Here is a 20,404-nt window from a genome sequence, read left to right as displayed (position 1 = left end):
ACCGTCTTTACCCCCATCAACACCCGCCCAATAACCCCACGCAAAGAACGTGCTAAAATCCTTGACTGATCAAACATTGATCCGTCCAAAAAATGGCTCCTAGTCCCAGTACCCCCCATTCGGCGGGGCAGGTGTTGCCGTTCCGGCAGTCGCTCGTGGCGATGCTCGGCCTTTGTTTCTGCACGATGATGGTGGCGCTCGACCAGACGGTCGTCGGCACCGCGCTACCGACCATCGTCGCGGAACTCAAAGGGTTCGAGTATTACGCCTGGGTCGCGACGTCGTATCTCCTCACCTCTGTCATCACCGTCCCGATCTTCGGGCGGCTCGGCGATTTTTACGGCCGCAAGCGCTTCGTCATGGCGGCCATCATTGTCTTCACCGCCGCTTCCGTGCTCTGCGGCGCGGCGAACAGCATGCCGTTCCTCGTCATCGCACGCGCCCTGCAAGGGATCGGCGGCGGCATGCTGGTCGGCACCGCGTTCGCCTGTGTGCCCGAACTGTTTCCCGATCCGCACGTACGCCTGCGCTGGCAAGTCATGCTCAGCTCCGCCTTCGGGATCGCCAATGCCATCGGGCCGTCGCTCGGGGGTTTCCTGACGGAAGCCTACGGCTGGCGCTCGGTGTTCTACGTCAACCTGCCCGTCGGCCTGCTCGGCGTCTGGTTCGTCGGACGTCACCTGCCCCACATGCGCGCCGAGGAACACAGCAAGGCAAGCATCGACTGGCTTGGTGCCGGGCTGATCACCGCCGCGCTGGGCAGCTTGCAGATGCTTGTCGAATGGCTGCCCGCTGATGGACTCTCGCGCGGCGTCGTGACGCTTTTCGTCGTACTCGTCATCTCGTCGGCCGCGCTCTACTGGTGGGAGCGTCGCGTGTCGCATCCGATCCTGCCGTTCGAGATGTTCCGCGACAAAAGCCTCGCGCCGCTCTTCGTGTTGTCCGTCTTCGCCGGCTTCTCGATGTTCGGGCTGCTGTTCTACGCGCCGCTCCTGCTGCAAGGCGGTTTCGGGCTCTCGCCACGCGAAACCGGATTGCTGATCACACCGCTGGTCGTGTGTATTACCGTCGGCAGCATCGTGAATGGAGGCCTGATTACGCGTCTGCCGAATCCGAACGTGATGCTCTACGGCGGCTTCCTGCTGCTCGCGCTGGCTTGCGCGGGCATCATCACCACGCATCGCGGCACGCCTCATCTGCTGATCGCCTCGTATATGTTCCTCGCCGGGTTGGGACTTGGTTTCGTGATGCCGAACCTCACTGTCTTCGCGCAGGAAGTCGCGGGCCGCGGGCACCTCGGCATTGCGACTGCGCTCATGCAATCGCTGCGCATGATCGGGGGGATGCTTGGAACGGCCATCGTCGGGACGCTGGTCAATCACAGCTACACCGGACGTGTGACCGACGCCCTCGCCGCGAACGACGGCACGCGCTGGACGTCACAACTCTCCGATCCGCAGATCCTCGTCAATGCGCAGGCGCAGAACGATTTCCTCATGACGCTCGCCCACATGGGCCAGAACGGCGCGCTCTTCATCGAATCGGCGCGCTCGTCGCTCGTGGCAGCGATTCACAATGGGCAGATGGTGTCGCTCGCGGCGGCGCTGGCCGGGCTGTGGTTCGTCAGACGCGTGCCGCTGATTCGTCTCACGCGCGGCGCGAAGACGGCGCCCAAGCCGCAGCCGCCAGTCGGTGAGTAATGGAGTCACGGAGTAAGGCGATGCCGACACCACAAAAACGTAACGTCATTCAGCAACTGAGCCAGACGTATCGCTCGATGATGCTCGCGTTCGACGCGCAGGTCGGGCACCCGCTGCCGCGCTGGCGCATCATTCTCACGCTGGCCGAGCGAGGGACCAGCTCGCAGAAGTTTCTCGCCGAACATTGCCGCCTCGATCCCGCGTCGCTCACGCGACAGCTTCAATCGATGGAGGCGCTGGGCTGGCTCTCGCGCGCGACCGATCCCGACGATAACCGTCTGACGAACGTCACGCTGACGGACGCGGGCATGGCCGTGCACGACGAAGCGACGCCGCATCGTCAGGCCTTCTTCGACAATGCGCTCGAAGGCATGACGCCCGAGGAAATCGCGACGCTGGAAAGCGCGCTCACGCACCTCGAAGCGCAGTTCAAGGCGATGGTGTCGCGGGCAAAGGCGGGGACTTCCGCCGACGTCGCTACGAAAGCGAGTGGCGATGGCAAGCGGCGGGCGTCGCCCCATGGGGAGACGTCCGACTCTCCCCCCGCGCGCAAACGCGCGTCGCGGGGCCAGGCTTAAGACGCATCACGCAAGGTGCGAGACGCAATACAAAAAGCCGCTTCAACCATCGAAGCGGCTTTTTCATCCGAGTGATGCGCACGACAATCCGCATCGCGCGCTCACTCGTCGTGTGCTGCCACCCTCGGCGCCAGCATCGTTGCCAGCGCCTCCCGGGCCGCGATCAGAAGAACGTCTGCACGACTTCCACCACGTTGTAATCGCCATCGATGACCGGCAGGTGACGCCACTTGTCGAACGTCAGGCACGGATGCGAGATGTCGAACGCGATCATGTCGCCAACGCGAATGTCGTCGCCCGGCGAAATGCGGAGATACGCGTGCTGATCCATCATGCCCGTAATTTCCCAATGCTCGGGCGTCGCGCGCGGCGCCTTGCTTTCGCCCGGACGGAACTGCTGCGCCGGTTCCGGCATGCCCGCGTCGAAAGCCGCATCGCGCTTGCCAAGCGCGATGATCGCGCGCTCCGGTTCCGGAATCGACTGGACGTAGGCCCAGAGTTGCAGCGCCGGTTGCAGTTGCGAACGCATCTGCTTCGCGATCGGATTGCGCGTGGCGATCTGTGCCTGTGCCGCCTTGTAGATGCCCACGTCATGCGTGAGATAGCAGCCCGGACGCAGCACGACGTCCAGCGGCGCGCCCACATCCTTGTGCGCGAATTCGTCGGCCACCACGTCATACCAGGCCGAACCCGCACCCGAGAGCACCGCCGGCGAACGCTCGATGCGACCCGCTGCGATCAACTCGCGCGTGATGCTCACCGCGCGTTGCAGGAACGCACGGATATCCGCTTCGGTGCTGAGCACGCCTTCATAGACTTCGACGCCCGCCAGCTTCACAGCGTCTTGATGCTGCGTGAGCGCATCGAGCACCGCTTGCTGCTGGGCGGCATCGCGCACGCCGGTGCGTCCGCCCGTCACGCCCAACTCGATGAGGACCTGAATCGTTTGTCCGCGCGCGCGGAAGAAGTGACCCAGATGCTCGACGGCTGCGGCCGAATCCACCAGACAGAAGAATTCGAAATCGGTGTCCTTGAGCAGGTCGGCAATCATCGTCATGTTGCGCTTGCCCACGAGCTGGTTCGCCATGAGCACACGCCGCACGCCGTGGTGATACGCCGCAAAGGTCTGCTGCGCCGTGGCGAGCGTGATGCCCCACGCGCCACCGTCGAGCTGGCGGCGGAACAGCTTCGGCGCCATCGTCGTCTTGCCGTGCGGGGCGAGCTTCACGCCGTACTCGTGAACGAAACGCTGCATCCACGCCAGGTTGTGACGGATCTTGTCTTCGTAGAGTACGGCCGTCGGCAGGCTGAGGTCTTCGTTCAGCAGGTTCCAGCCCAGATCGGTCGTCGCCGAGGGCGCGCGCGGGGCGTCCAGCGCACCCAGACCCTTGTTGAGGGTATCGATCATGCCATGCTGATAGTTTGTATCACTCATTGAGAATCCTCCACGGTTCGGTGCGCCGACGATTGCCGGATGGTCCCTATAATAACGTTTAATTACCAGCGTTTGACAGATTTGTTATAAAGTACCAAAAATCGTCTCAAAACTTTCAGAACCGGCTCTGGCGACGCCTCGCGACGCCCCGAGACGCCATACGGACCCGAGATATGGCCGAAACTTTCGATATCGTGACGCGCGTTGCTGAACGCAGCGACGTCCTCAGTCAGGCGGAACGCAAAGTCGCCCAGGTGGTGCTGGAGGACGTGGCGGGCGCGGCGGCAGCGTCGATCAACGTGCTTGCCGAGCGCGCCGGCGTGAGCGAAGCCAGCGTGACGCGCTTCGCCAAGGCGATGGGCTGCCGCGACGTGCGCGATCTCAAATTGCGACTCGCGCAGGCGGCCGTCGTCGGTCAGCGCTTTCTCGGCGCGAATGCCGCCAACGCGCAGGAAGGCGCAGGCGAGACCATCGACCGTATTGCAGACGATATCCAGACGACGCTGCAAGTCCATCGCGGCCTCATCAAGCCGGAGGCGGTGCGTCGCGCGGCGCAGCGACTGCTGTCCGCTCGCATGATCTACGCGTTCGGGATGGGCGGCGGGTCGTCGCTCATGGCGGACGAGGCGCGTTACCGGCTGGTGCGGCTCGGCCGTCCGGTCGCGAGCTATCAGGATGCGGTGCTGGCCCGTATGGTCGCCGGCACACTGGCGCGCGAAGACGTCGTGCTGGCGTTCTCGGTGAGCGGTCACACGCCCGAGCTGGTGTCGACGTGCGAGATCGCACGGGAATACGGTGCGCAAGTGGTGGCGATCACGGCGACGGGCTCGCCGCTCGCGGCGCTGGCCGACGAAGTGCTGCCGATCCGCGCGCTGGAAACGGATTTCATTTTCAAACCGTCGTCGTCGCGTTACGCGATGCTGCTCGCCATGGACGTGCTGGCTACGGAACTGGCGTTGCTCGCCAAGCCGCAGAGCCAGGCGCTGTTGCGACGAATCAAGTATGTGCTCGACACGCATCGGGGCGGCGGCGATCGTCAGCCTCTGGGAGACTGACATGACTGACCGCCTCGCAAATTTCGCTGATCGCACGGTCGACACCCTCATCACCAACGTGCGTCTGGCCGACGGCTCCGGCGCGCCCATGACGGACGCCCGATTCGACGTCGCACTGCGCGACGGCCGGATTCACGCCATCGCTCAAGCCGGTGACTTGTCGGGTTGGCAAGCCGCACAACGCATCGACGGCGACGGCAACGTGCTCAGTCCCGGCTTCATCGATGTCCATACACACGACGACACGAACGTCGTGCGGGCCCCGGAAATGACGCCGAAGCTCTCGCAAGGTGTGACGACGGTCGTCGTCGGCAATTGCGGCATCAGCGCCTCGCCGGTCACGCTAAAGGGCGATCCGCCCGATCCGATGAACCTGCTTGGCGAAGCCGGCGCATTCCAGTATCCGACGTTCAAAGCGTATGTCGATGCGCTCGAGACGGCGCAACCGGCGATCAACGTCGCCGCGCTGATCGGCCACACCGCGCTGCGCAACAACCACATGGACCGCCTCGACCGTGCGGCAACCGAAGCCGAAATCGACGGCATGCGCGAGCAGCTTCGCGAGGCGCTTGCGAACGGCGCATTGGGGCTGTCGACGGGGCTGGCCTACGCCAATGCGAACGCCGCGCCGACCGAGGAAGTCCTCGCGCTCGCCGAGCCGCTGGCCGAAGCGGGTGGTCTCTATGCGACGCACCTGCGCACCGAGTTCGCCGAGATTCTCGAAGCGCTCGACGAAGCGTTCCGCATTGGCCGTCATGCACGCGTGCCGGTGGTCGTCTCGCATCTGAAGTGTGCGGGCGTCGAGAACTGGGGGCGCAGCACCGAAATTCTCGAAGCACTCGACAAGGCGCAACGCTTCCAGCCGGTCGGCTGTGACTGCTATCCGTACACGGCAAGCTCGTCGACGCTCGATCTCAAGCAGGTCACGGACGACTTCGACATTCTCGTGACGTGGTCGCAAGCGCATCCCGATCAGGGCGGCAAGCTGCTCGCGACGATTGCCGCCGAGTGGGGCGTGGATCTGATGGAAGCCGCGAAACGTCTGCAACCGGCGGGTGCCGTGTATCACTGCATGGAGGAAGCCGACGTGCAGCGCATCCTGCGTCACCCGGCGACGGTCGTCGGCTCCGACGGGCTGCCGAACGATCCGCTGCCGCATCCGCGTCTGTGGGGCGCATTCCCCCGCGTGTTGGGGCGCTACAGCCGTGAGCAGGCGCTGTTCCCGCTGGCCGAGGCCGTCCACAAGATGACGGGGCTGTCGGCCGAGCGCTTCGGTCTCACCGAGCGCGGTTTCGTGCGTGAGGGCTATTGGGCCGATCTGGTCCTGTTCGATCCGGCCACCGTGGCAGATGCCGCGACATTCACCGATCCGATGCAGCCCGCGTATGGCATTTCGGCCGTGTGGGTGAACGGCGTGCTGTCGTGGCAGGACCGTGCGCCGACGCAGAATGCGCGCGCCGGACGCTTCGTGCGTCGTGGTACGCCGCAGCCGGTGCTGTGAACCGAACTTGTCGAAAACGATTCGTTGAAAGGAGTGATGATGAGCATCAAACGATATGGCGTGGAAGGCGGGCAGGGCACGGGTGGCCAGCGTATGCCGTTCGCACGCGCAACCGAGGCTGACGGTTTCCTGTTCGTGTCGGGCCAGACCCCGATGAAAGACGGCGAGGTGATCGATGGGGGCATCGTCGCCCAGTCGCATCAGGCCATCCAGAACATGATCGCGATTCTGACGGAAGCCGGTTACGGCACCGAGCATGTCATGCGTATTGGTGTGTGGCTCGACGATCCGCGTGATTTCGCGTCGTTCAACAAGGTCTTCAAGGAATACTTCGGCGATCATCCGCCCGCACGCGCCTGCGTCGTGTCGAGTATGGTCATCGACTGCAAGGTCGAAGTGGACTGCGTCGCCTATAAGAAACCGACTGCGTAAGCTGCGGTGTCTGTTGTGCTGCGGGAAGAAGCCGACGTCGAACGTCGGCTTTTTTTTGTCGCGAGATTTTGCATTGACGGGCACTTAGGTTCCCGTTTCGCAAAGGTTACGGTCCGCCTTCGATGGCGGCGCAATTTTGTCACCCGCAGTCTTCAGCTTCCTAACCTGACAGGAGGCGGATGGTGAGAACAACACCCATTGACGGCACTGGATCGAGTGCACGGATACACCGTGCCGCGATTGAATCGGCAGACGACGCACGCATCACGATCGACTTCCCGCCCACGCCGGACGATGTCCGCTTGCGGTCGCAGACCCTGAGCCGTTTGTCCCGGGCGGGGTATGCCTCGGGGCTCACCGGGCTGGCCGTCACGGTATTGGGGGTGGCGGGACTGGCGAGCAGTGCGTACCTCTCGGTTCAGGCGGCCGCCGAAGTCGAAGCGCCTGACGGTGCCGACGCGGATCGCTGGGTTGAGTTCGGGCTGTGCGGCGGGCTGGCGGTTCTGTCGTCGCTGGTCGTGACTTTCGGTCTCAGTCAGGTGTGCCTGTCCGTGAAGGAGCGGCGGCGCGCCGAGCAGGATTGGGGGGCGTTCAGCACGCGTGTGCAGTTCGAATCGTCTCGCCCAGGGGCGCGCTCGTGAGGGCGTTCGGCGTGCGTGCGTTCGAAATACCGCCGCCCGAGGCGCCGTCATCGACATCCGTCGCACGGGAGATCGATGTCGCGTTGGGCTTGCTGGGCGACGCCCGGTCGCTGCACGACGCGATGGATATGCCACGCCCCGGCGCATGGGACGCGAGCCAATGCGACGCCGCGTATCGCTGCGGCTACGGCGCGTTCGAACGGGGCGATTTCGCACACGCCATCGAGTGCTTCGCGCCGCTGCTGTCGGCGTGTCCGTTGACGGCGGATTACGCGGTGGCGCTCGCGCTCTCGGTGCAGCGTTACGGCGAACCCAAGGTGGCGTTGCCGCTGTTCATGGCGGCGGCGCTCATGGACGAGGACGCCCCGGGACCGATGTATCGCGTGGGGGAGTGTCTCGTCGAGTTGCGGCAGTTCGACGCGGCGCGCCGGGCGATGAAGGAAGCGCTGCACCGGTGCGACGGGCAGCCGAAATATGTGGGCGTAAGGAATGCAGCGTTACAGATGATGGCCCGTCTCGGCTATCTCCACTACCTGGGCTGATGCTGCGGCAGATCGACTTGCGCAGCGTGGCCGGGGGCTCACAAGGTCAGGACTTGCAGGAGGCCGCGCCTGGATAGCGCGGATTGGCGACGGGCCCGGGCAGCCCGTCGCCATTTTTTACCGAGGTGTTACTGACGTGCCGTGCGCGCGTTGTCCGGCATCGGCAGCGTGAAGTTGGTGCGGAACGGATTGATGTCGAGGCCGCCGCGTCGCGTGTAGCGCGCGTAGACCGCGAGCTGGCTCGGCTTGCACCGGTTCAGGATGTCCATGAAGATCCCTTCCACGCACTGCTCGTGGAAGCCGGTGTGACGTCGATACGAAATCACGTACTTGAGCAGCCCTGCCTGATCGATCGGCGGGCCGACGTAACGAACTTGCAGGCTGCCCCAGTCGGGCTGGCCGGTCACCGGGCAATTCGACTTGAGCAGGTTGGAGACGAGCGTCTCTTCCACGTGCTGTTCGTCGAAGGCGGCGGTGAGCAGTGAAGCGTCGGGAACGTAGACGTCGGTGTCGATGTCGAGACGGTCCACGAGCAGGCCGTCGAGTTCGTCGAGCTGTAGCTTGCCGAAGCCGCTCGGGTCCGTGAGCCGGACCTGCACGGGCGCACCGGCCGCCTCGGACAGATCCTGTTGAATCAGCGCGCGCGCTGCGTCCAGATTGGCGAGCTTCGTCTGGGCAAACGACCCCAGATACAACTTGAACGACTTCGACTCGATGATGAACGGCGAGTCGGCCGGCACCACGGCCTTGAGCAATGCAATCTGCGGCTTGCCCTTGTCGTTGAGCCAGGAGAGTTCGTAACCGTTCCAGATGTCGGCGCCGAAGAACGGCAGCGTTTCCGGCACGCCGATCTGGGCGCGTGCCGGGGCACGGGCGATCGGGAAGAGTTGCGACGGGTCGTAGTGCTCGGTGTAGGCAACTTCTTTGCCGAGCGTGGATTGTTCAGGCGTGGTCATGATTGGCGATGCCACTGATGACATGGCCGGTCGGGCTGACCCGGGCGGCCGATTCGCAGTGGCGTGTCTGATCGTCGAAGAAGAAATCGGGCTCGAACTCGCGCAGGAATGCGCCCTTGTCCAGCCCGCCCAAAAACATCGCCTCGTCGATGTCGATTTTCCAGTCCATCAACGTGCGGATGGCGCGCTCGTGCGCGGGCGCCGAGCGTGCCGTGACGAGCGCCGTACGGATTTTCACCGGCACTTCGTGGCCCGCCAGGGTTTGCAGACGGTGCAAGGCCAGCAGCAGCGGCTTGAACGGTCCGGGCGGCAGCGGTGTGGCGGCGCGCTCGGTTTCGTGTTGCTGGAAGGCGTCGAGGCCGTTGCGCTGGAAGACCCGCTCGGCCTCGTCGGAGAAGAGCACCGCGTCGCCATCGAAGGCGATGCGGATTTCGTCCGGATGCAGCTCGGCCTTTTTCGCGGAATCGGGATACACGCGTGCCGCCGGGAAACCCGCGGCGAGGGCGCTGCGCACGTCGCGCTCGTTGGCCGAGAGGAACAGGTGCGCCCCCAGCGCGTTGAGGTAGCCGAAGGGATCGCGCCCGCGCGTGAAGACCCCGCGTTCGATCTTGAGATCGAACTGCCTCGCCGAGCGGAACACCCGCATGCCGCTCACGGGATCGTTGCGCGAGAGCACCACGACTTCCACGCGGTGACCGTCGCTTGCGCCACCGCCGCTGGTGTCGCTGCCGCGATTGAAAGCGAGCAGCTTCTGCACGAGTGGGAAGGCGACGCCGGCCGGGGCCGGCTTGTCGATGCGGTCGAGCTGATACTGCATGTACGACTGGTCGTCGCCGCTCGCCACGCCGGCCTCGTACACGCGGTTCTCTTCTTCGAAGTCGAACAGCGCGCGCGAGGATATCGCGACAACGAGTTTGTTCTCGAGCGTGATCGGCATGGTTGCGGTGATGTCCTGTCGGGTAGTGAGTGACGAGGCAGTGAGGTCTGTGATCGGCGATTTACCCGAGGAACAGCTTGTACACGGGGTTGTCGCTTTCGTCCCAGTAAGGATAGCCGAGCGTTGCGAGGAAGTCGCGGAACTCGGCCTTGTCGTCGTCCGGCACCTGCATGCCCACGAGGATGTTGCTGTAGTCCGCGCCCTGATTCCGGTAGTGGAACAGGCTGATGTTCCAGTTCGGGCTCATGGCCGAGAGGAATTTCATCAGCGCGCCCGGACGCTCCGGAAACTCGAAGCGGAACAGCACTTCGTTGCTGGCCAGTGCCGAGCGTCCGCCGACCATGTAGCGGATGTGCTGCTTGGACAGTTCGTCGTTGGACAGATCGAGCGTGGGGAAGCCGTGACGCTCGAAGCCCGAACGGATGCGCTCGCCTTCGTCGCGGTTGTGCATCTGGATGCCCACGAAGATGTGGGCGCTGGAGGCTTCGCTAATTCGGTAGTTGAACTCGGTCACGTTGCGGCTGCCCACCACTTCGGTGAAGCGCTTGAAGCTGCCGCGCGCTTCCGGAATGGTGACGGCGAAGACCGCTTCGCGCGCCTCACCGACTTCGGCGCGCTCGGCAACGAAGCGCAGGCGGTCGAAGTTCATGTTCGCGCCGGACGTGATCGCCACGAGCGTCTCGCCCTTGAGCTTCTCGCGCTCGGCGTAGAGCTTGGCGCCGGCCACGGACAGCGCGCCCGACGGCTCCAGCACGCTGCGGGTGTCCTGGAACACATCCTTGATGGCGGCACAAAGCTGGTCGGTGTCCACGCGCACGACTTCGTCGAGATACTCGCTGCACAGACGGAAGGTTTCTTCGCCGACGTATTTGACGGCGGTGCCGTCGGCAAAGAGGCCGACGTCGTTCAACAGAATGCGCTCACCGGCGTGGATGGACTGCGCCATCGCGTCCGAATCGACGGATTGCACGCCGATGACCTTGATTTCGGGGCGCACGGACTTGACGTACGCGGCCACGCCGGCGGCCAGTCCACCGCCGCCGATCGGCACGAAGATGGCGTGCAGCGGACCTTGATGCTGACGCAGGATTTCCATGCCGATGGTGCCCTGACCGGCGATGACGTCGGGATCGTCGAACGGCGGCACGAAGGTCAGGCCGCGCTCGGCTTGCAGCGTCATGGCGTGGGCGAAGGCATCGCTGTACGAATCGCCCGCGAGCACGACTTCGACGGCGCGTCCGCCATGGGTGCGCACGGCGTCGATCTTGACCTGGGGGGTGGTCACGGGCATGACGATGACGGCCTTGCAGCCCAGACGCGCGGCCGAGTACGCGACACCCTGTGCGTGGTTGCCGGCGGAGGCCGTGAGCACGCCGCGCTCACGTTCGTCGTCGGTCAGGTTCGCCATCTTGTTGTACGCGCCCCGAATCTTGAAGGAGAACACCGTCTGGTTGTCTTCGCGCTTGAGATAAATTCGATTGTGCAGGCGCATCGAGAGCGTGCGGGCCTGCTCGAGTTCGCTCTCGTGGGCGACGTCGTAGACTTTGGCGGTCAGGATCTTCTTCAGGTAGTCGGGAGCTGCGTCGGACATGATTTAAGGCTTCTTCAGGTTAGGCACATCAAGGAACAAAAGGACAATGATAGACCAGCACGTCCGCCGGGGCGGTCGCGCTAAGTCTTTCGGGGAAATACGGGAAAGGAGAGTGCGCGCCCTAGCTTAGGTCGTCGGGGGTGTCGATGTCGCGCACGATTCCGGCGTCGTCGACATCGACGATCGTAATGTGCTCGCTAATCAGCAGATCGCGCGCGCCGACATCGCCATCGAGGGCGGCCAGACGCGGGGTATAGGCGGAACCGAAGGCGACCGGATGGCCGCGCTGTCCCTGATAACTCGGTGCGACGATGGCGTCGGGCGACGTGAGCCCGTTCGACACGGCACGCAAGGTATTCGGATGAATGAACGGCATGTCGGCCAGCGCGACGAGCCAGCCATCGAGATGTTCGAGCCCGGGGGGCGGCGCTTCGTCGGTCGCGGCCTGAATGCCGGCGGCCAGGGTCGCGCCCATGCCACGCTTGGTGGCGTGGCTCATGACGACTTCACAACCCGCCTGCAAGAGCACGTTCTCCAGCTCGGCCGAATCCGGGCGCACCACCGCGATCACGCGCGGCAATGCCGCCAGCAGCGCGTGGGCGCTGGCGAGGGCAACGGGTCGGTTCAGGGGATCTCCGGGCAGCGGCGCGAGCAGCTTGTTCCGGCGCCCCGCCGCATCGAAGCGGGTACCGAGTCCGCCTGCCAGTAGAATGGCCACGGGCGGCGTCGAAGGTCGGGTCATGGGCATGCATTATGCGCCAGACTTTTCGTTTCTGCCAAACGCGTGTGCACGCCTTCGCGGCGACATTGTCCGACCGTCTGGCCGGTTGGGATGGGCGCGTTCGCGATGGTTTTCGATGGGTTTTCGTTCTCTTACCGGAGTTGCATGGAGTCGTTCATCACCTGGCTGCTGGGCGTTTTGACACTGCCCGGCGTGGGGCTGCCCGCGATTTTCCTCGTGTCGTTTCTCTCGGCCACGCTGCTGCCGATGGGCTCGGAGCCTGCGCTGTTCGGCTACGTGGCGCTCAATCCGCACATGTTCTGGCCGGCCATCGCGGTGGCGAGCGTCGGCAACACGCTCGGCGGCATGCTGGATTGGTGGATGGGGTTCGCGGCGCGACGCGCTTACGTGCGGCTCAAGGCGCGCCGGCGGGCGCATGCGCGTGCTGCCGCCTCACTTGGCTCTCTCGGCTCGGGAGGCACGATGACGGCGGAAATGACGATGCCCGGCGCGAAGGGCGACGGGAAGGCAGCCGCCGAAGGCCGCGCGCCCATGAACGAACGCTATCACCGCTGGATGCGCCGCTTCGGCCCACCCCTGCTTCTGCTGTCGTGGCTGCCCGTGGTCGGTGATCCACTCTGTACGCTTGCCGGATGGCTGCGTCTGTCATGGCGCTCATGCCTCGTCTACGTCGCTATCGGCAAGACGCTGCGCTATATCACCATCACTTATCTGATGCTGCGCGTGCCGGAGTCGTTCTGGCAGGGCATCTTCGCGCCGTTCAAACACCTGCTCGTGGGATGAGTGCTTCGGCTGGGCTGCTCATTCTTACTCTTCGTTCCGCGTCTGATGCGGTTCTGCTTGAGTCCGGAGGCCGGACCGGGGCCCCCTTCCGCCCCTCAGACATAAACCCAACTCGGTTCAGAAGGGGGCCCCGGTCCGGCTTACCACTATGCTTTCTCAGGTCCCACCTTCTTTTTCACGATTAGGTGGCTTCTGCTTTATGCGCTCGTGACGTCGAACGGCAACGCGCGCAGACGCTTGCCCGTCAACACCGCCACCGCATTCGCATACGCCGGCGCCAGCGGCGGCAAGCCCGGCTCACCCATGCCCGTCGGGGCGTCGCCCGAACTCACCACGTGGACACTGATCTCCGGCATGTCGGTCAGACGCGCCACCGTGTACTGGTGGAAGTTGCTCTGCTCGACTTCACCATCCTTCATGGTGATCGCCGCACCCGGCAATGTCGTGCCTAGCCCCATCAACGCCGCCCCCTCGACCTGCGCCGCCACCGTCAATGGATTGACTGCGAAGTTGCAATGAACACCCGCGACGGCACTCACCAGACGCGGCGCATTGTTGCGCATCTCCGCCACGACGACGTACGCCACCACGGAGTCAAACGACTCGTGCACCGCCACGCCCCACGCCTGGCCTTCCGGCAACTTGGTCTTGCCGTAGCCCGAACGCTCGACCGCCAGCGCCAACGCCGCGCGGTGACGCGGATGTTTGTCGCCAAGCAGCGAGTAACGGTACGCGACCGGGTCCTGACCGGCATTCTTTGCCAGTTCGTCGATCAGTGTTTCCATGACGAACGCCGTGTGCGTGTTGCCCACGGAGCGCCACCACAACACCGGCACGTTGACCTTCGGGCTGTGCAGCGTGAGTCGCAACGGGACCGCGTACGGTGTGCCGGACACGCCTTCCACGCTGGTGGCGTCGACACCGTTCTTGACCATCATCGGCTCGAACGGGGTGCCTTGCAGGATCGACTGACCGACGATGGTGTGATTCCACGCCAGCACGTTGCCCTTGGCGTCGAGACCGATCTCGGCGCGGTGAACGTACATCGGACGGTAGTAGCCGCCATGGATGTCGTCTTCACGGCTCCAGATGACCTTGACCGGCTCGCGATGCCCCGCGCCACGCCACGCTTTCGCGACCTGCGCGGCCTCCACGCCGTAGTCGGACGTCGGCACGGCGCGACGGCCGAAGCCGCCGCCCGCCATCAGCGTGTGCAGCTTGACCTGCTCGGGCTTCAGACCCAGCGTGCGCGCCATGGCCGCCTGATCGACGGTCTGGAACTGCGTGCCCGTCCACACTTCCGCGCCCTTGTCGGAGAGCTGCACGGTGCAGTTCAGCGGCTCCATCGGCGCATGGGCGAGGTACGGGAAGCTGTATTCGGCGACGAGGGTCTTGGGCGCACCCTTGAGCCTGGAGACGTCGGTGTCGATGGCGACGATGCCCGGCGTCTTGGCCATTTCCTTGAACTTGGCCAACTGCTGGGTCGTGTCGACGTGTTCGACGCCGCTGGTGTCCCACTCGGCCTTGAGCGCGTCGCGGCCGGTCTTGGCTTGCCAGTAGCCGTCGGCGATCACGGCGACGGCGGTGCCGCCCCGGTCGTCCGGAATTTCGAGCACGTCGCGCACGCCCTTGACGGCTTTCGCAGCCTTGGCGTCGAAGCTTTTCACCTTGGCGCCGAACACCGGCGGACGCGCCACGACCGCCACTTTGAGGTTAGGCAGCTTGAAGTCCATGCCGTACATCGGCGTGCCGGTCGACTTGGCCTTGGCGTCGAGTCGGCGCGTCGGCTTGCCGAGCAGGCGGAACGTCGCCGGGTCCTTGAGCGCGACGTTGGCCGGCACGGGCAGTGCCTGTGCCCTGGCGGCCAGGCTGCCGTAGGTGGCGCGTTTGCCGTTCGGGCCGAGCACCACACCGTTTTCGGTGCGCAACTGATCGGCCGGCACTTTCCATTGCTGTGCGGCTGCCGCGATCAGCATGGCGCGTGCGGACGCCCCGATGCGCCGGTACTGCATCCACGAGTGCGCGATGGTGCCCGAGCCGCCCGTCATCTGGATGCCGAAGATCGGATCCTTGTAAGCGTCGCCCGCAGGGGCCAGTTCGCCGCGCACTTTGCCCCAGTCGCAGTCGAGTTCTTCAGCGACGAGCATCGGCAGCGCGGTCTGCACGCCCTGACCGAAGTCGAGACGGTTGACCTGAATGGTGACGGTGTCGTCCGGCGCAATGTGCACGAAGGCCGACGGCACGACGGGCGCTGCGGCAGCACCCTGCGCGTTGGCCGTGCGCATGAGGCCCGGCAACGACATTTCGAGCATCAGGCCGCCCGCCGCGATGGCCGACGTCTTCAGGAAGCCGCGACGGCTCACGCCCGCGAAGTCGCCCACGGCAACGCCGGGGTATTGGGAGAAACGAAGTTGACGCATGTCGGTGTCTCCTCGTCTCAGGCCAGCGACGACGCGGCGTCTTTGATGGCCGCGCGAATGCGGGCGTAGGTGCCGCAACGACAGATGTTGCCGGCCATGGCGGCGTCGATCTGCTCGTCGTTGGGCGTCTTGTTCTCACGCAGCAACGCGGTGGCGGACATGATCTGGCCACTCTGGCAGTAGCCGCACTGGGGCACGTCGTGTTTGACCCAGGCGTCCTGCACGGCACGGCCGACGGGGTCGGCGCCGACGTTTTCGATGGTGGTGATCTTCTTGCCTTCGACGGCGGAGACCGGCGTGATGCAGCTTCGGATGGGCGCGCCGTCCACGTGGACGGTGCAGGCCCCACACAACGCCATGCCGCAGCCGAACTTGGTGCCGGTCATGTTGAGCGCGTCGCGCAGGGTCCAGAGCAGGGGAGTGGCGGGGTCGACGTCGACCTTCACCGGTTTGCCGTTCAGTTGGAACGAAGCCATAGATGCACCTCTTGATGGGTGGATGGGGGCGGATGAATCGGGGGACGGCTAGAACATACTCCCATTCGTTGGAAATTTCAGTTCACAAGTGCTTGATAAGTCGTTGTATCTAAACGGATATAGCGGTCGACTTTTAATGTGAAAGTGACAATCGTCGTCTTCGGGAAGGGCGATCGTGAAGGTGGTGTCAACGCTGCGATGAGGCTGTCGCGCTCGCGTCAAAGCGGGGATTCGGAGGGGATTGGCGCGTCCGGACGAGGATTTCGGCGTGGCGCCGACGTGTTGCGGTGCAATGAAGTACAATTCGACCTACATTCCCCTACCAACACTTTCCCAAGCCGGAAGAAAGATCTGGGCATGCGCACCAACTGCCTCACCCCCCTGTGCTTCTGCTCGATGACCGAACACGACTCGTCATCGACGTCTTCGCACGGCAGTCGTCGATCTCGTTGACCGTAGATCGACTGTTGCCGGCCCGCGCATACCCTTTGCGCGAGCGGCCGGCATTTTCAGCGCACACCCGATTTTGACTTTCGGCGCGTCTCGCGAGACGAACGCCGACGGCGGATGCACCGCCGCACTGACGAGCCCGACAAGATGAACGCACCCTTGCCTGCCTTCGAGCCGCACGACGCTAAACATGCCGTAGCCGCTCACCCGCCACGTCTGCGTGAAATTCCTTACAACTACACGTCGTTTTCGGATCGCGAAATCGTCATGCGCCTGCTCGGCGCGGACGCCTGGGCCATCCTCGATGAACTCCGTGCCGAACGCCGTACCGGCCGCTCGGCGCGCATGCTGTACGAAGTGCTCGGCGACATCTGGGTCGTGCGCCGCAATCCGTATCTGCAAGACGACCTGCTGGACAATCCGAAGCGCCGCAAGCTGCTGATCGACGCGCTCGACCACCGTCTGAACGAGATCGACAAGCGTCGCCGTGCCGACGTGGCTCAGCACGCCGACACGCACGGCCGCGATCGTGCCGCGCGCGTCGAGCAACTGGAAGTGGCGGCCCGTCGCGCCGTGGCCGAGTTCGCCGCCGAGTTCGAGAAGATGGCCGAACTGCGCCGTCGCGCGAAGAAGGTGCTCGGCCGCACGACCGCCAGCGACAACATCAAGTTCGACGGCCTGTCGCGTGTCTCGCACGTGACGGACGCCACCGACTGGCGCGTGGAATATCCGTTCGTGGTGCTCACGCCGGACAGCGAAGCGGAAATGGCATCGCTGGTGAAGGGCTGCTTCGAACTGGGTCTGACCGTGATCCCGCGTGGGGGCGGCACCGGCTATACGGGCGGCGCGATTCCGCTCACGCCGTTCTCGGCCGTCATCAATACGGAAAAGCTCGAACAGCTCGACGAGGTCGAATACCTGCAACTGCCGGGCGTCGACAAGCTCGTCGGCACGATCTTCTCGGGCGCCGGCGTGGTGACTCGCCGTGTGGCGGAAGCCGCCGAGCGTGCCGGGCTGGTCTTCGCGGTGGACCCGACGTCGATCGACGCCTCGTGCATCGGCGGCAACGTGGCCATGAACGCCGGCGGCAAGAAGGCCGTGCTGTGGGGCACGGCGCTGGATAACCTCGCCTGGTGGCGCATGGTCGATCCGCAGGGCAACTGGCTGGAAGTCACGCGTCTCGATCACAACCTCGGCAAGATTCACGACATTCCGGTCGCCCGCTTCGAACTGAAGTGGTACGACGGCAATCAGGCGCCGGGCGCCGCACTCCTGAAGACCGAACTGCTGGAAATCGAAGGCCGACGCTTCCGCAAGGAAGGCCTCGGCAAGGACGTCACGGACAAGTTCCTCGCCGGCCTGCCGGGTATCCAGAAGGAAGGCTGCGACGGTCTGATCACGAGCGCGCGCTGGATTCTGCACAAGATGCCGGCGCACACGCGCACGGTGTGTCTGGAGTTCTTCGGTCAGGCGAAGGAAGCGATTCCGAGCATCGTCGAAATCAAGGACTACATGTTCGCGCAGACGGCCGCCGGCGGCGCGATTCTCGCGGGTCTGGAGCATCTGGACGAGCGTTATCTGCGCGCCGTGGGCTACGCCACGAAGTCGAAGCGCAATGCGTTCCCGAAGATGGTGCTGATCGGCGATATCGTTGGCGACGACGACAACGCAGTCGCCCAGGCGACGTCGGAAGTGATTCGTATGGCCAACGGCAAGAGCGGCGAAGGGTTCGTCGCCGTGTCGGCCGAGGCGCGCAAGAAGTTCTGGCTCGACCGCTCGCGCACGGCGGCGATCGCGCGTCACACGAACGCGTTCAAGATCAACGAAGACGTGGTGATTCCGCTGCACCGCATGGGCGAGTACACGGATCACATCGAGCGCATCAACATCGAGTTGTCGCTCAAGAACAAGCTGCAACTGGTCGACGCCCTCGAAGCGTTCTTCGAAGCCGGCAATCTGCCGCTCGGCAAGACGGACGACGCGAACGAGATTCCGTCGGCCGAACTGCTCGAAGACCGTGTGCAGACGGCGCTGACGATGCTGCGTCAGATCCGTGGGCGCTGGGAGTATCTGCGCGACAACTTCGAGATGCCGCTGGCCGATGCGATTCCGCTGCTCAACCGTCACGGCATTCGCGACATCAACGTTGCGCTCAACGACCGTCTGACCAAGCACCCGGAAACGCGCCTCATCGATCTGCTTCAGGACCGCACGGTACGCGTGTCGTGGAAGCAGGAGATCCGCGCGGAACTGCGTCAGATCTTCACTGGCGGCGAGTTCAAGCCGATCCTCGACGAAGCGCAGGCCATTCACAAGCGCGTGCTGCATGGCCGTGTGTTCGTCGCACTCCATATGCACGCCGGCGACGGCAACGTGCACACCAACATCCCGGTGAACTCGGACAACTACGAGATGCTCCAGGATGCGCACAAGGCCGTGGCCCGCATCATGGATATCGCGCGCTCGCTCGACGGCGTGATCTCGGGCGAACACGGTATCGGCATTACCAAGCTGGAGTTCCTGACGGAAGCCGAAATCGGCGAATTCCGCGCGTACAAGCTGCGCGTGGACCCGGAAGGGCGCTTCAACAAGGGCAAGCTGCTCAACTTGCCCGAACTGCCCGCCGATCTGCGCAATGCCTATACGCCCAGCTTCGGGCTGATGGGCTACGAGTCGCTGATCATGCAGCAGTCGGACATCGGCGCGATCGCCGACAGCGTGAAGGACTGCCTGCGCTGCGGCAAGTGCAAGCCGGTGTGCGCCACGCACGTGCCGCGCGCGAACCTGCTGTACAGCCCGCGTAACAAGATTCTCGCCACGTCGCTGCTCATCGAGGCGTTCCTGTACGAAGAACAGACGCGCCGCGGCGTGTCGATCAAGCACTGGGACGAGTTCAACGACGTGGCCGATCACTGCACGGTCTGCCACAAGTGCGCCACGCCCTGCCCGGTGAAGATCGACTTCGGCGACGTGACGATGAACATGCGCAACCTGCTGCGCAAGATGGGCAAGAAGAAGTTCAACCCGGGCGCGGCTGCCGGTATGTTCTTCCTGAACGCGACCAACCCGGAGACGATCAACATCACCCGCAAGGTGATGATCGACTGGGGCTACAAGGCGCAGCGTTTCGGTGCAGACGTCTTCAAGAAGATCGCGAAGAAGCAGACGGCGCATCCGCCGGCAACGGTCGGCAAGCCGCCGCTGCGCGAAGAGGTGATCCACTTCGTCAACAAGAAGATGCCGGGCAACCTGCCGAAGAAGACGGCGCGTGCGCTGCTCGACATCGAAGACAACAAGGTGGTGCCGATCATCCGCAACCCGAAGGCTACGACGGTCGACTCGGAAGCGGTGTTCTACTTCCCGGGCTGCGGCTCGGAGCGTCTGTTCTCGCAGGTCGGCCTCGCCACGCAGGCGATGCTCTGGCACGTGGGCGTGCAGACGGTGCTGCCGCCGGGCTATCTGTGCTGCGGCTATCCGCAACGCGGGTCGGGGCAGGGCGAGAAGGCCGAGAAGATCGTGACGGACAACCGCGTGTTGTTCCACCGCATGGCCAACACGCTGAACTACCTGGACATCAAGACCGTGGTGGTGTCGTGCGGCACTTGCTACGATCAGCTCGCCGGCTATGAATTCGAGAAGATTTTCCCGGGCTGCCGTATCGTGGACATCCACGAATACCTGCTTGAGAAGAACGTAAGGCTCGAAGGCGTGAACGGTACGCGCTACATGTATCACGACCCGTGCCACACGCCGATCAAGACGATGGACCCGGTCAAGCTCGTGAACCAGTTGATGGGTAGCGAGAACGACGGCTACAAGATCGAGAAGAACGATCGGTGCTGCGGCGAATCGGGTACGCTGGCGGTCACGCGTCCGGATATCTCGACGCAGATCCGCTTCCGCAAGGAAGAGGAGATGCGCAAGGGCGCGGCCAAGCTGCGTGCCGACGGCAAGGTGGAAGACGTCAAGATCCTGACGAGCTGCCCGTCGTGCCTGCAAGGCCTGTCGCGCTACAACGACGACGCGGACGTTACCGCCGACTACATCGTCGTCGAGATCGCCAAGCACGTGCTGGGCGACCAGTGGCTGGTGGACTACGTCAAGGATGCGAACAACGGCGGTATCGAACGCGTGCTCGTCTGATGCAATGTCTGCCCGGCAACAA

16 protein-coding genes are annotated in these 20,404 nt (G+C 64.2%); 9 read left to right on the top strand and 7 right to left on the bottom strand.

From position 1 onward, the window contains the following. Window positions 1–92: 92 nt before the first annotated feature. Together C5N93_RS04665 and C5N93_RS04660 are read left to right on the top strand one after the other, a co-directional pair. The gene (locus C5N93_RS04665) at window positions 93–1,700 is read left to right on the top strand and encodes an MDR family MFS transporter (protein ID WP_242558437.1); all 1,608 of its coding nucleotides are present in this window, start codon (window positions 93–95) and stop codon (window positions 1,698–1,700) included. A 20-nt stretch (window positions 1,701–1,720) separates the two neighbouring features. Beyond that, window positions 1,721–2,278, top strand: a complete 558-nt coding sequence (locus C5N93_RS04660) for a MarR family transcriptional regulator (RefSeq protein WP_347403291.1) — start codon at window positions 1,721–1,723, stop codon at window positions 2,276–2,278. Between the two features lie 163 nt (window positions 2,279–2,441). Here C5N93_RS04660 and C5N93_RS04655 read toward each other — a convergent pair whose 3' ends face one another. Next, complete coding sequence (locus C5N93_RS04655; RefSeq protein ID WP_242558436.1) at window positions 2,442–3,713, bottom strand: amino acid deaminase; 1,272 nt, start codon at window positions 3,711–3,713, stop codon at window positions 2,442–2,444. Window positions 3,714–3,886: 173 nt separating this feature from the next. On the opposite strand from C5N93_RS04655, the gene C5N93_RS04650 reads away from it, so the two are divergent. From C5N93_RS04650 to C5N93_RS04630, 5 genes are all read left to right on the top strand, one after another. After that, window positions 3,887–4,768, top strand: coding sequence for a MurR/RpiR family transcriptional regulator (locus C5N93_RS04650; RefSeq protein WP_242558435.1), 882 nt, complete (start codon window positions 3,887–3,889; stop codon window positions 4,766–4,768). Between the two features lies 1 nt (window position 4,769). Continuing rightward, window positions 4,770–6,269 carry an amidohydrolase family protein gene (locus C5N93_RS04645; protein ID WP_242558434.1) on the top strand — a complete coding sequence of 500 codons (1,500 nt, stop codon included), beginning with the start codon at window positions 4,770–4,772 and terminating at the stop codon, window positions 6,267–6,269. A gap of 45 nt (window positions 6,270–6,314) precedes the next feature. Next, window positions 6,315–6,701 (top strand): RidA family protein, encoded by a 387-nt coding sequence (locus C5N93_RS04640; protein WP_039402338.1) that lies wholly within the window; start codon window positions 6,315–6,317, stop codon window positions 6,699–6,701. 302 nt (window positions 6,702–7,003) lie between these two features. Then, window positions 7,004–7,342, top strand: a complete 339-nt coding sequence (locus C5N93_RS04635) for a hypothetical protein (protein WP_242558433.1) — start codon at window positions 7,004–7,006, stop codon at window positions 7,340–7,342. A gap of 11 nt (window positions 7,343–7,353) precedes the next feature. Then, entirely contained in the window at window positions 7,354–7,884 is a 531-nt protein-coding gene (locus C5N93_RS04630; RefSeq protein WP_242558432.1) for a hypothetical protein, read from the top strand. Window positions 7,885–8,012: 128 nt separating this feature from the next. On the opposite strand, the gene queF is transcribed toward C5N93_RS04630, so the two are convergent. From queF to C5N93_RS04610, 4 genes are all read right to left on the bottom strand, one after another. Then, a complete protein-coding gene (gene queF / locus C5N93_RS04625) occupies window positions 8,013–8,840 on the bottom strand; it encodes an NADPH-dependent 7-cyano-7-deazaguanine reductase QueF (protein WP_242558431.1) in 828 nt (275 codons plus the stop codon). Beyond that, window positions 8,827–9,777 carry a 5'-nucleotidase gene (locus C5N93_RS04620; protein ID WP_069340060.1) on the bottom strand — a complete coding sequence of 317 codons (951 nt, stop codon included), beginning with the start codon at window positions 9,775–9,777 and terminating at the stop codon, window positions 8,827–8,829. The genes queF and C5N93_RS04620 overlap by 14 nt, the downstream gene beginning before the upstream one ends. Window positions 9,778–9,838: 61 nt before the next feature. Continuing rightward, window positions 9,839–11,368: a threonine ammonia-lyase, biosynthetic gene (gene ilvA / locus C5N93_RS04615; RefSeq protein WP_242558430.1), complete on the bottom strand. Its 1,530-nt coding sequence runs from the start codon at window positions 11,366–11,368 to the stop codon at window positions 9,839–9,841. A 121-nt stretch (window positions 11,369–11,489) separates the two neighbouring features. Next, window positions 11,490–12,110, bottom strand: a complete 621-nt coding sequence (locus C5N93_RS04610) for a nucleotidyltransferase family protein (protein ID WP_150722021.1) — start codon at window positions 12,108–12,110, stop codon at window positions 11,490–11,492. A gap of 144 nt (window positions 12,111–12,254) precedes the next feature. On the opposite strand from C5N93_RS04610, the gene C5N93_RS04605 reads away from it, so the two are divergent. Then, window positions 12,255–12,893, top strand: a complete 639-nt coding sequence (locus C5N93_RS04605) for a DedA family protein (RefSeq protein WP_242558429.1) — start codon at window positions 12,255–12,257, stop codon at window positions 12,891–12,893. Window positions 12,894–13,090: 197 nt separating this feature from the next. Here C5N93_RS04605 and C5N93_RS04600 read toward each other — a convergent pair whose 3' ends face one another. Both C5N93_RS04600 and C5N93_RS04595 read right to left on the bottom strand, forming a co-directional pair. After that, entirely contained in the window at window positions 13,091–15,313 is a 2,223-nt protein-coding gene (locus C5N93_RS04600) for a xanthine dehydrogenase family protein molybdopterin-binding subunit (protein ID WP_242558428.1), read from the bottom strand. A gap of 17 nt (window positions 15,314–15,330) precedes the next feature. After that, the gene (locus tag C5N93_RS04595; protein WP_242558427.1) at window positions 15,331–15,789 is read right to left on the bottom strand and encodes a (2Fe-2S)-binding protein; all 459 of its coding nucleotides are present in this window, start codon (window positions 15,787–15,789) and stop codon (window positions 15,331–15,333) included. A 597-nt stretch (window positions 15,790–16,386) separates the two neighbouring features. Here C5N93_RS04595 and C5N93_RS04590 point away from each other — a divergent pair. Then, complete coding sequence (locus C5N93_RS04590) at window positions 16,387–20,382, top strand: FAD/FMN-binding oxidoreductase (RefSeq protein WP_242558426.1); 3,996 nt, start codon at window positions 16,387–16,389, stop codon at window positions 20,380–20,382. The last annotated feature ends 22 nt before the right edge of the window (window positions 20,383–20,404 follow it).

The organism is Pandoraea sp. LA3 (assembly GCF_022696215.1).
GTDB lineage: Bacteria > Pseudomonadota > Gammaproteobacteria > Burkholderiales > Burkholderiaceae > Pandoraea > Pandoraea capi.
The sequence above is the reverse complement of the archived record's forward strand: the minus strand, read 5'-3'. Positions and strand labels throughout refer to the sequence as shown.

Excerpts from the sequence above, each read along its gene's own strand:
- queF (WP_242558431.1), bottom strand. The coding sequence starts at position 8,840 with ATGACCACGCCTGAACAATCCACGCTCGGCAAAGAAGTTGCCTACACC.
- C5N93_RS04655 (WP_242558436.1), bottom strand. The coding sequence starts at position 3,713 with ATGAGTGATACAAACTATCAGCATGGCATGATCGATACCCTCAACAAG.
- C5N93_RS04590 (WP_242558426.1), top strand. The coding sequence starts at position 16,387 with ATGAACGCACCCTTGCCTGCCTTCGAGCCGCACGACGCTAAACATGCC.
- C5N93_RS04645 (WP_242558434.1), top strand. The coding sequence starts at position 4,770 with ATGACTGACCGCCTCGCAAATTTCGCTGATCGCACGGTCGACACCCTC.
- C5N93_RS04650 (WP_242558435.1), top strand. The coding sequence starts at position 3,887 with ATGGCCGAAACTTTCGATATCGTGACGCGCGTTGCTGAACGCAGCGAC.
- C5N93_RS04600 (WP_242558428.1), bottom strand. The coding sequence starts at position 15,313 with ATGCGTCAACTTCGTTTCTCCCAATACCCCGGCGTTGCCGTGGGCGAC.
- C5N93_RS04660 (WP_347403291.1), top strand. The coding sequence starts at position 1,721 with ATGCCGACACCACAAAAACGTAACGTCATTCAGCAACTGAGCCAGACG.
- ilvA (WP_242558430.1), bottom strand. The coding sequence starts at position 11,368 with ATGTCCGACGCAGCTCCCGACTACCTGAAGAAGATCCTGACCGCCAAA.
- C5N93_RS04620 (WP_069340060.1), bottom strand. The coding sequence starts at position 9,777 with ATGCCGATCACGCTCGAGAACAAACTCGTTGTCGCGATATCCTCGCGC.
- C5N93_RS04595 (WP_242558427.1), bottom strand. The coding sequence starts at position 15,789 with ATGGCTTCGTTCCAACTGAACGGCAAACCGGTGAAGGTCGACGTCGAC.
- C5N93_RS04665 (WP_242558437.1), top strand. The coding sequence starts at position 93 with ATGGCTCCTAGTCCCAGTACCCCCCATTCGGCGGGGCAGGTGTTGCCG.
- C5N93_RS04605 (WP_242558429.1), top strand. The coding sequence starts at position 12,255 with ATGGAGTCGTTCATCACCTGGCTGCTGGGCGTTTTGACACTGCCCGGC.
- C5N93_RS04610 (WP_150722021.1), bottom strand. The coding sequence starts at position 12,110 with ATGACCCGACCTTCGACGCCGCCCGTGGCCATTCTACTGGCAGGCGGA.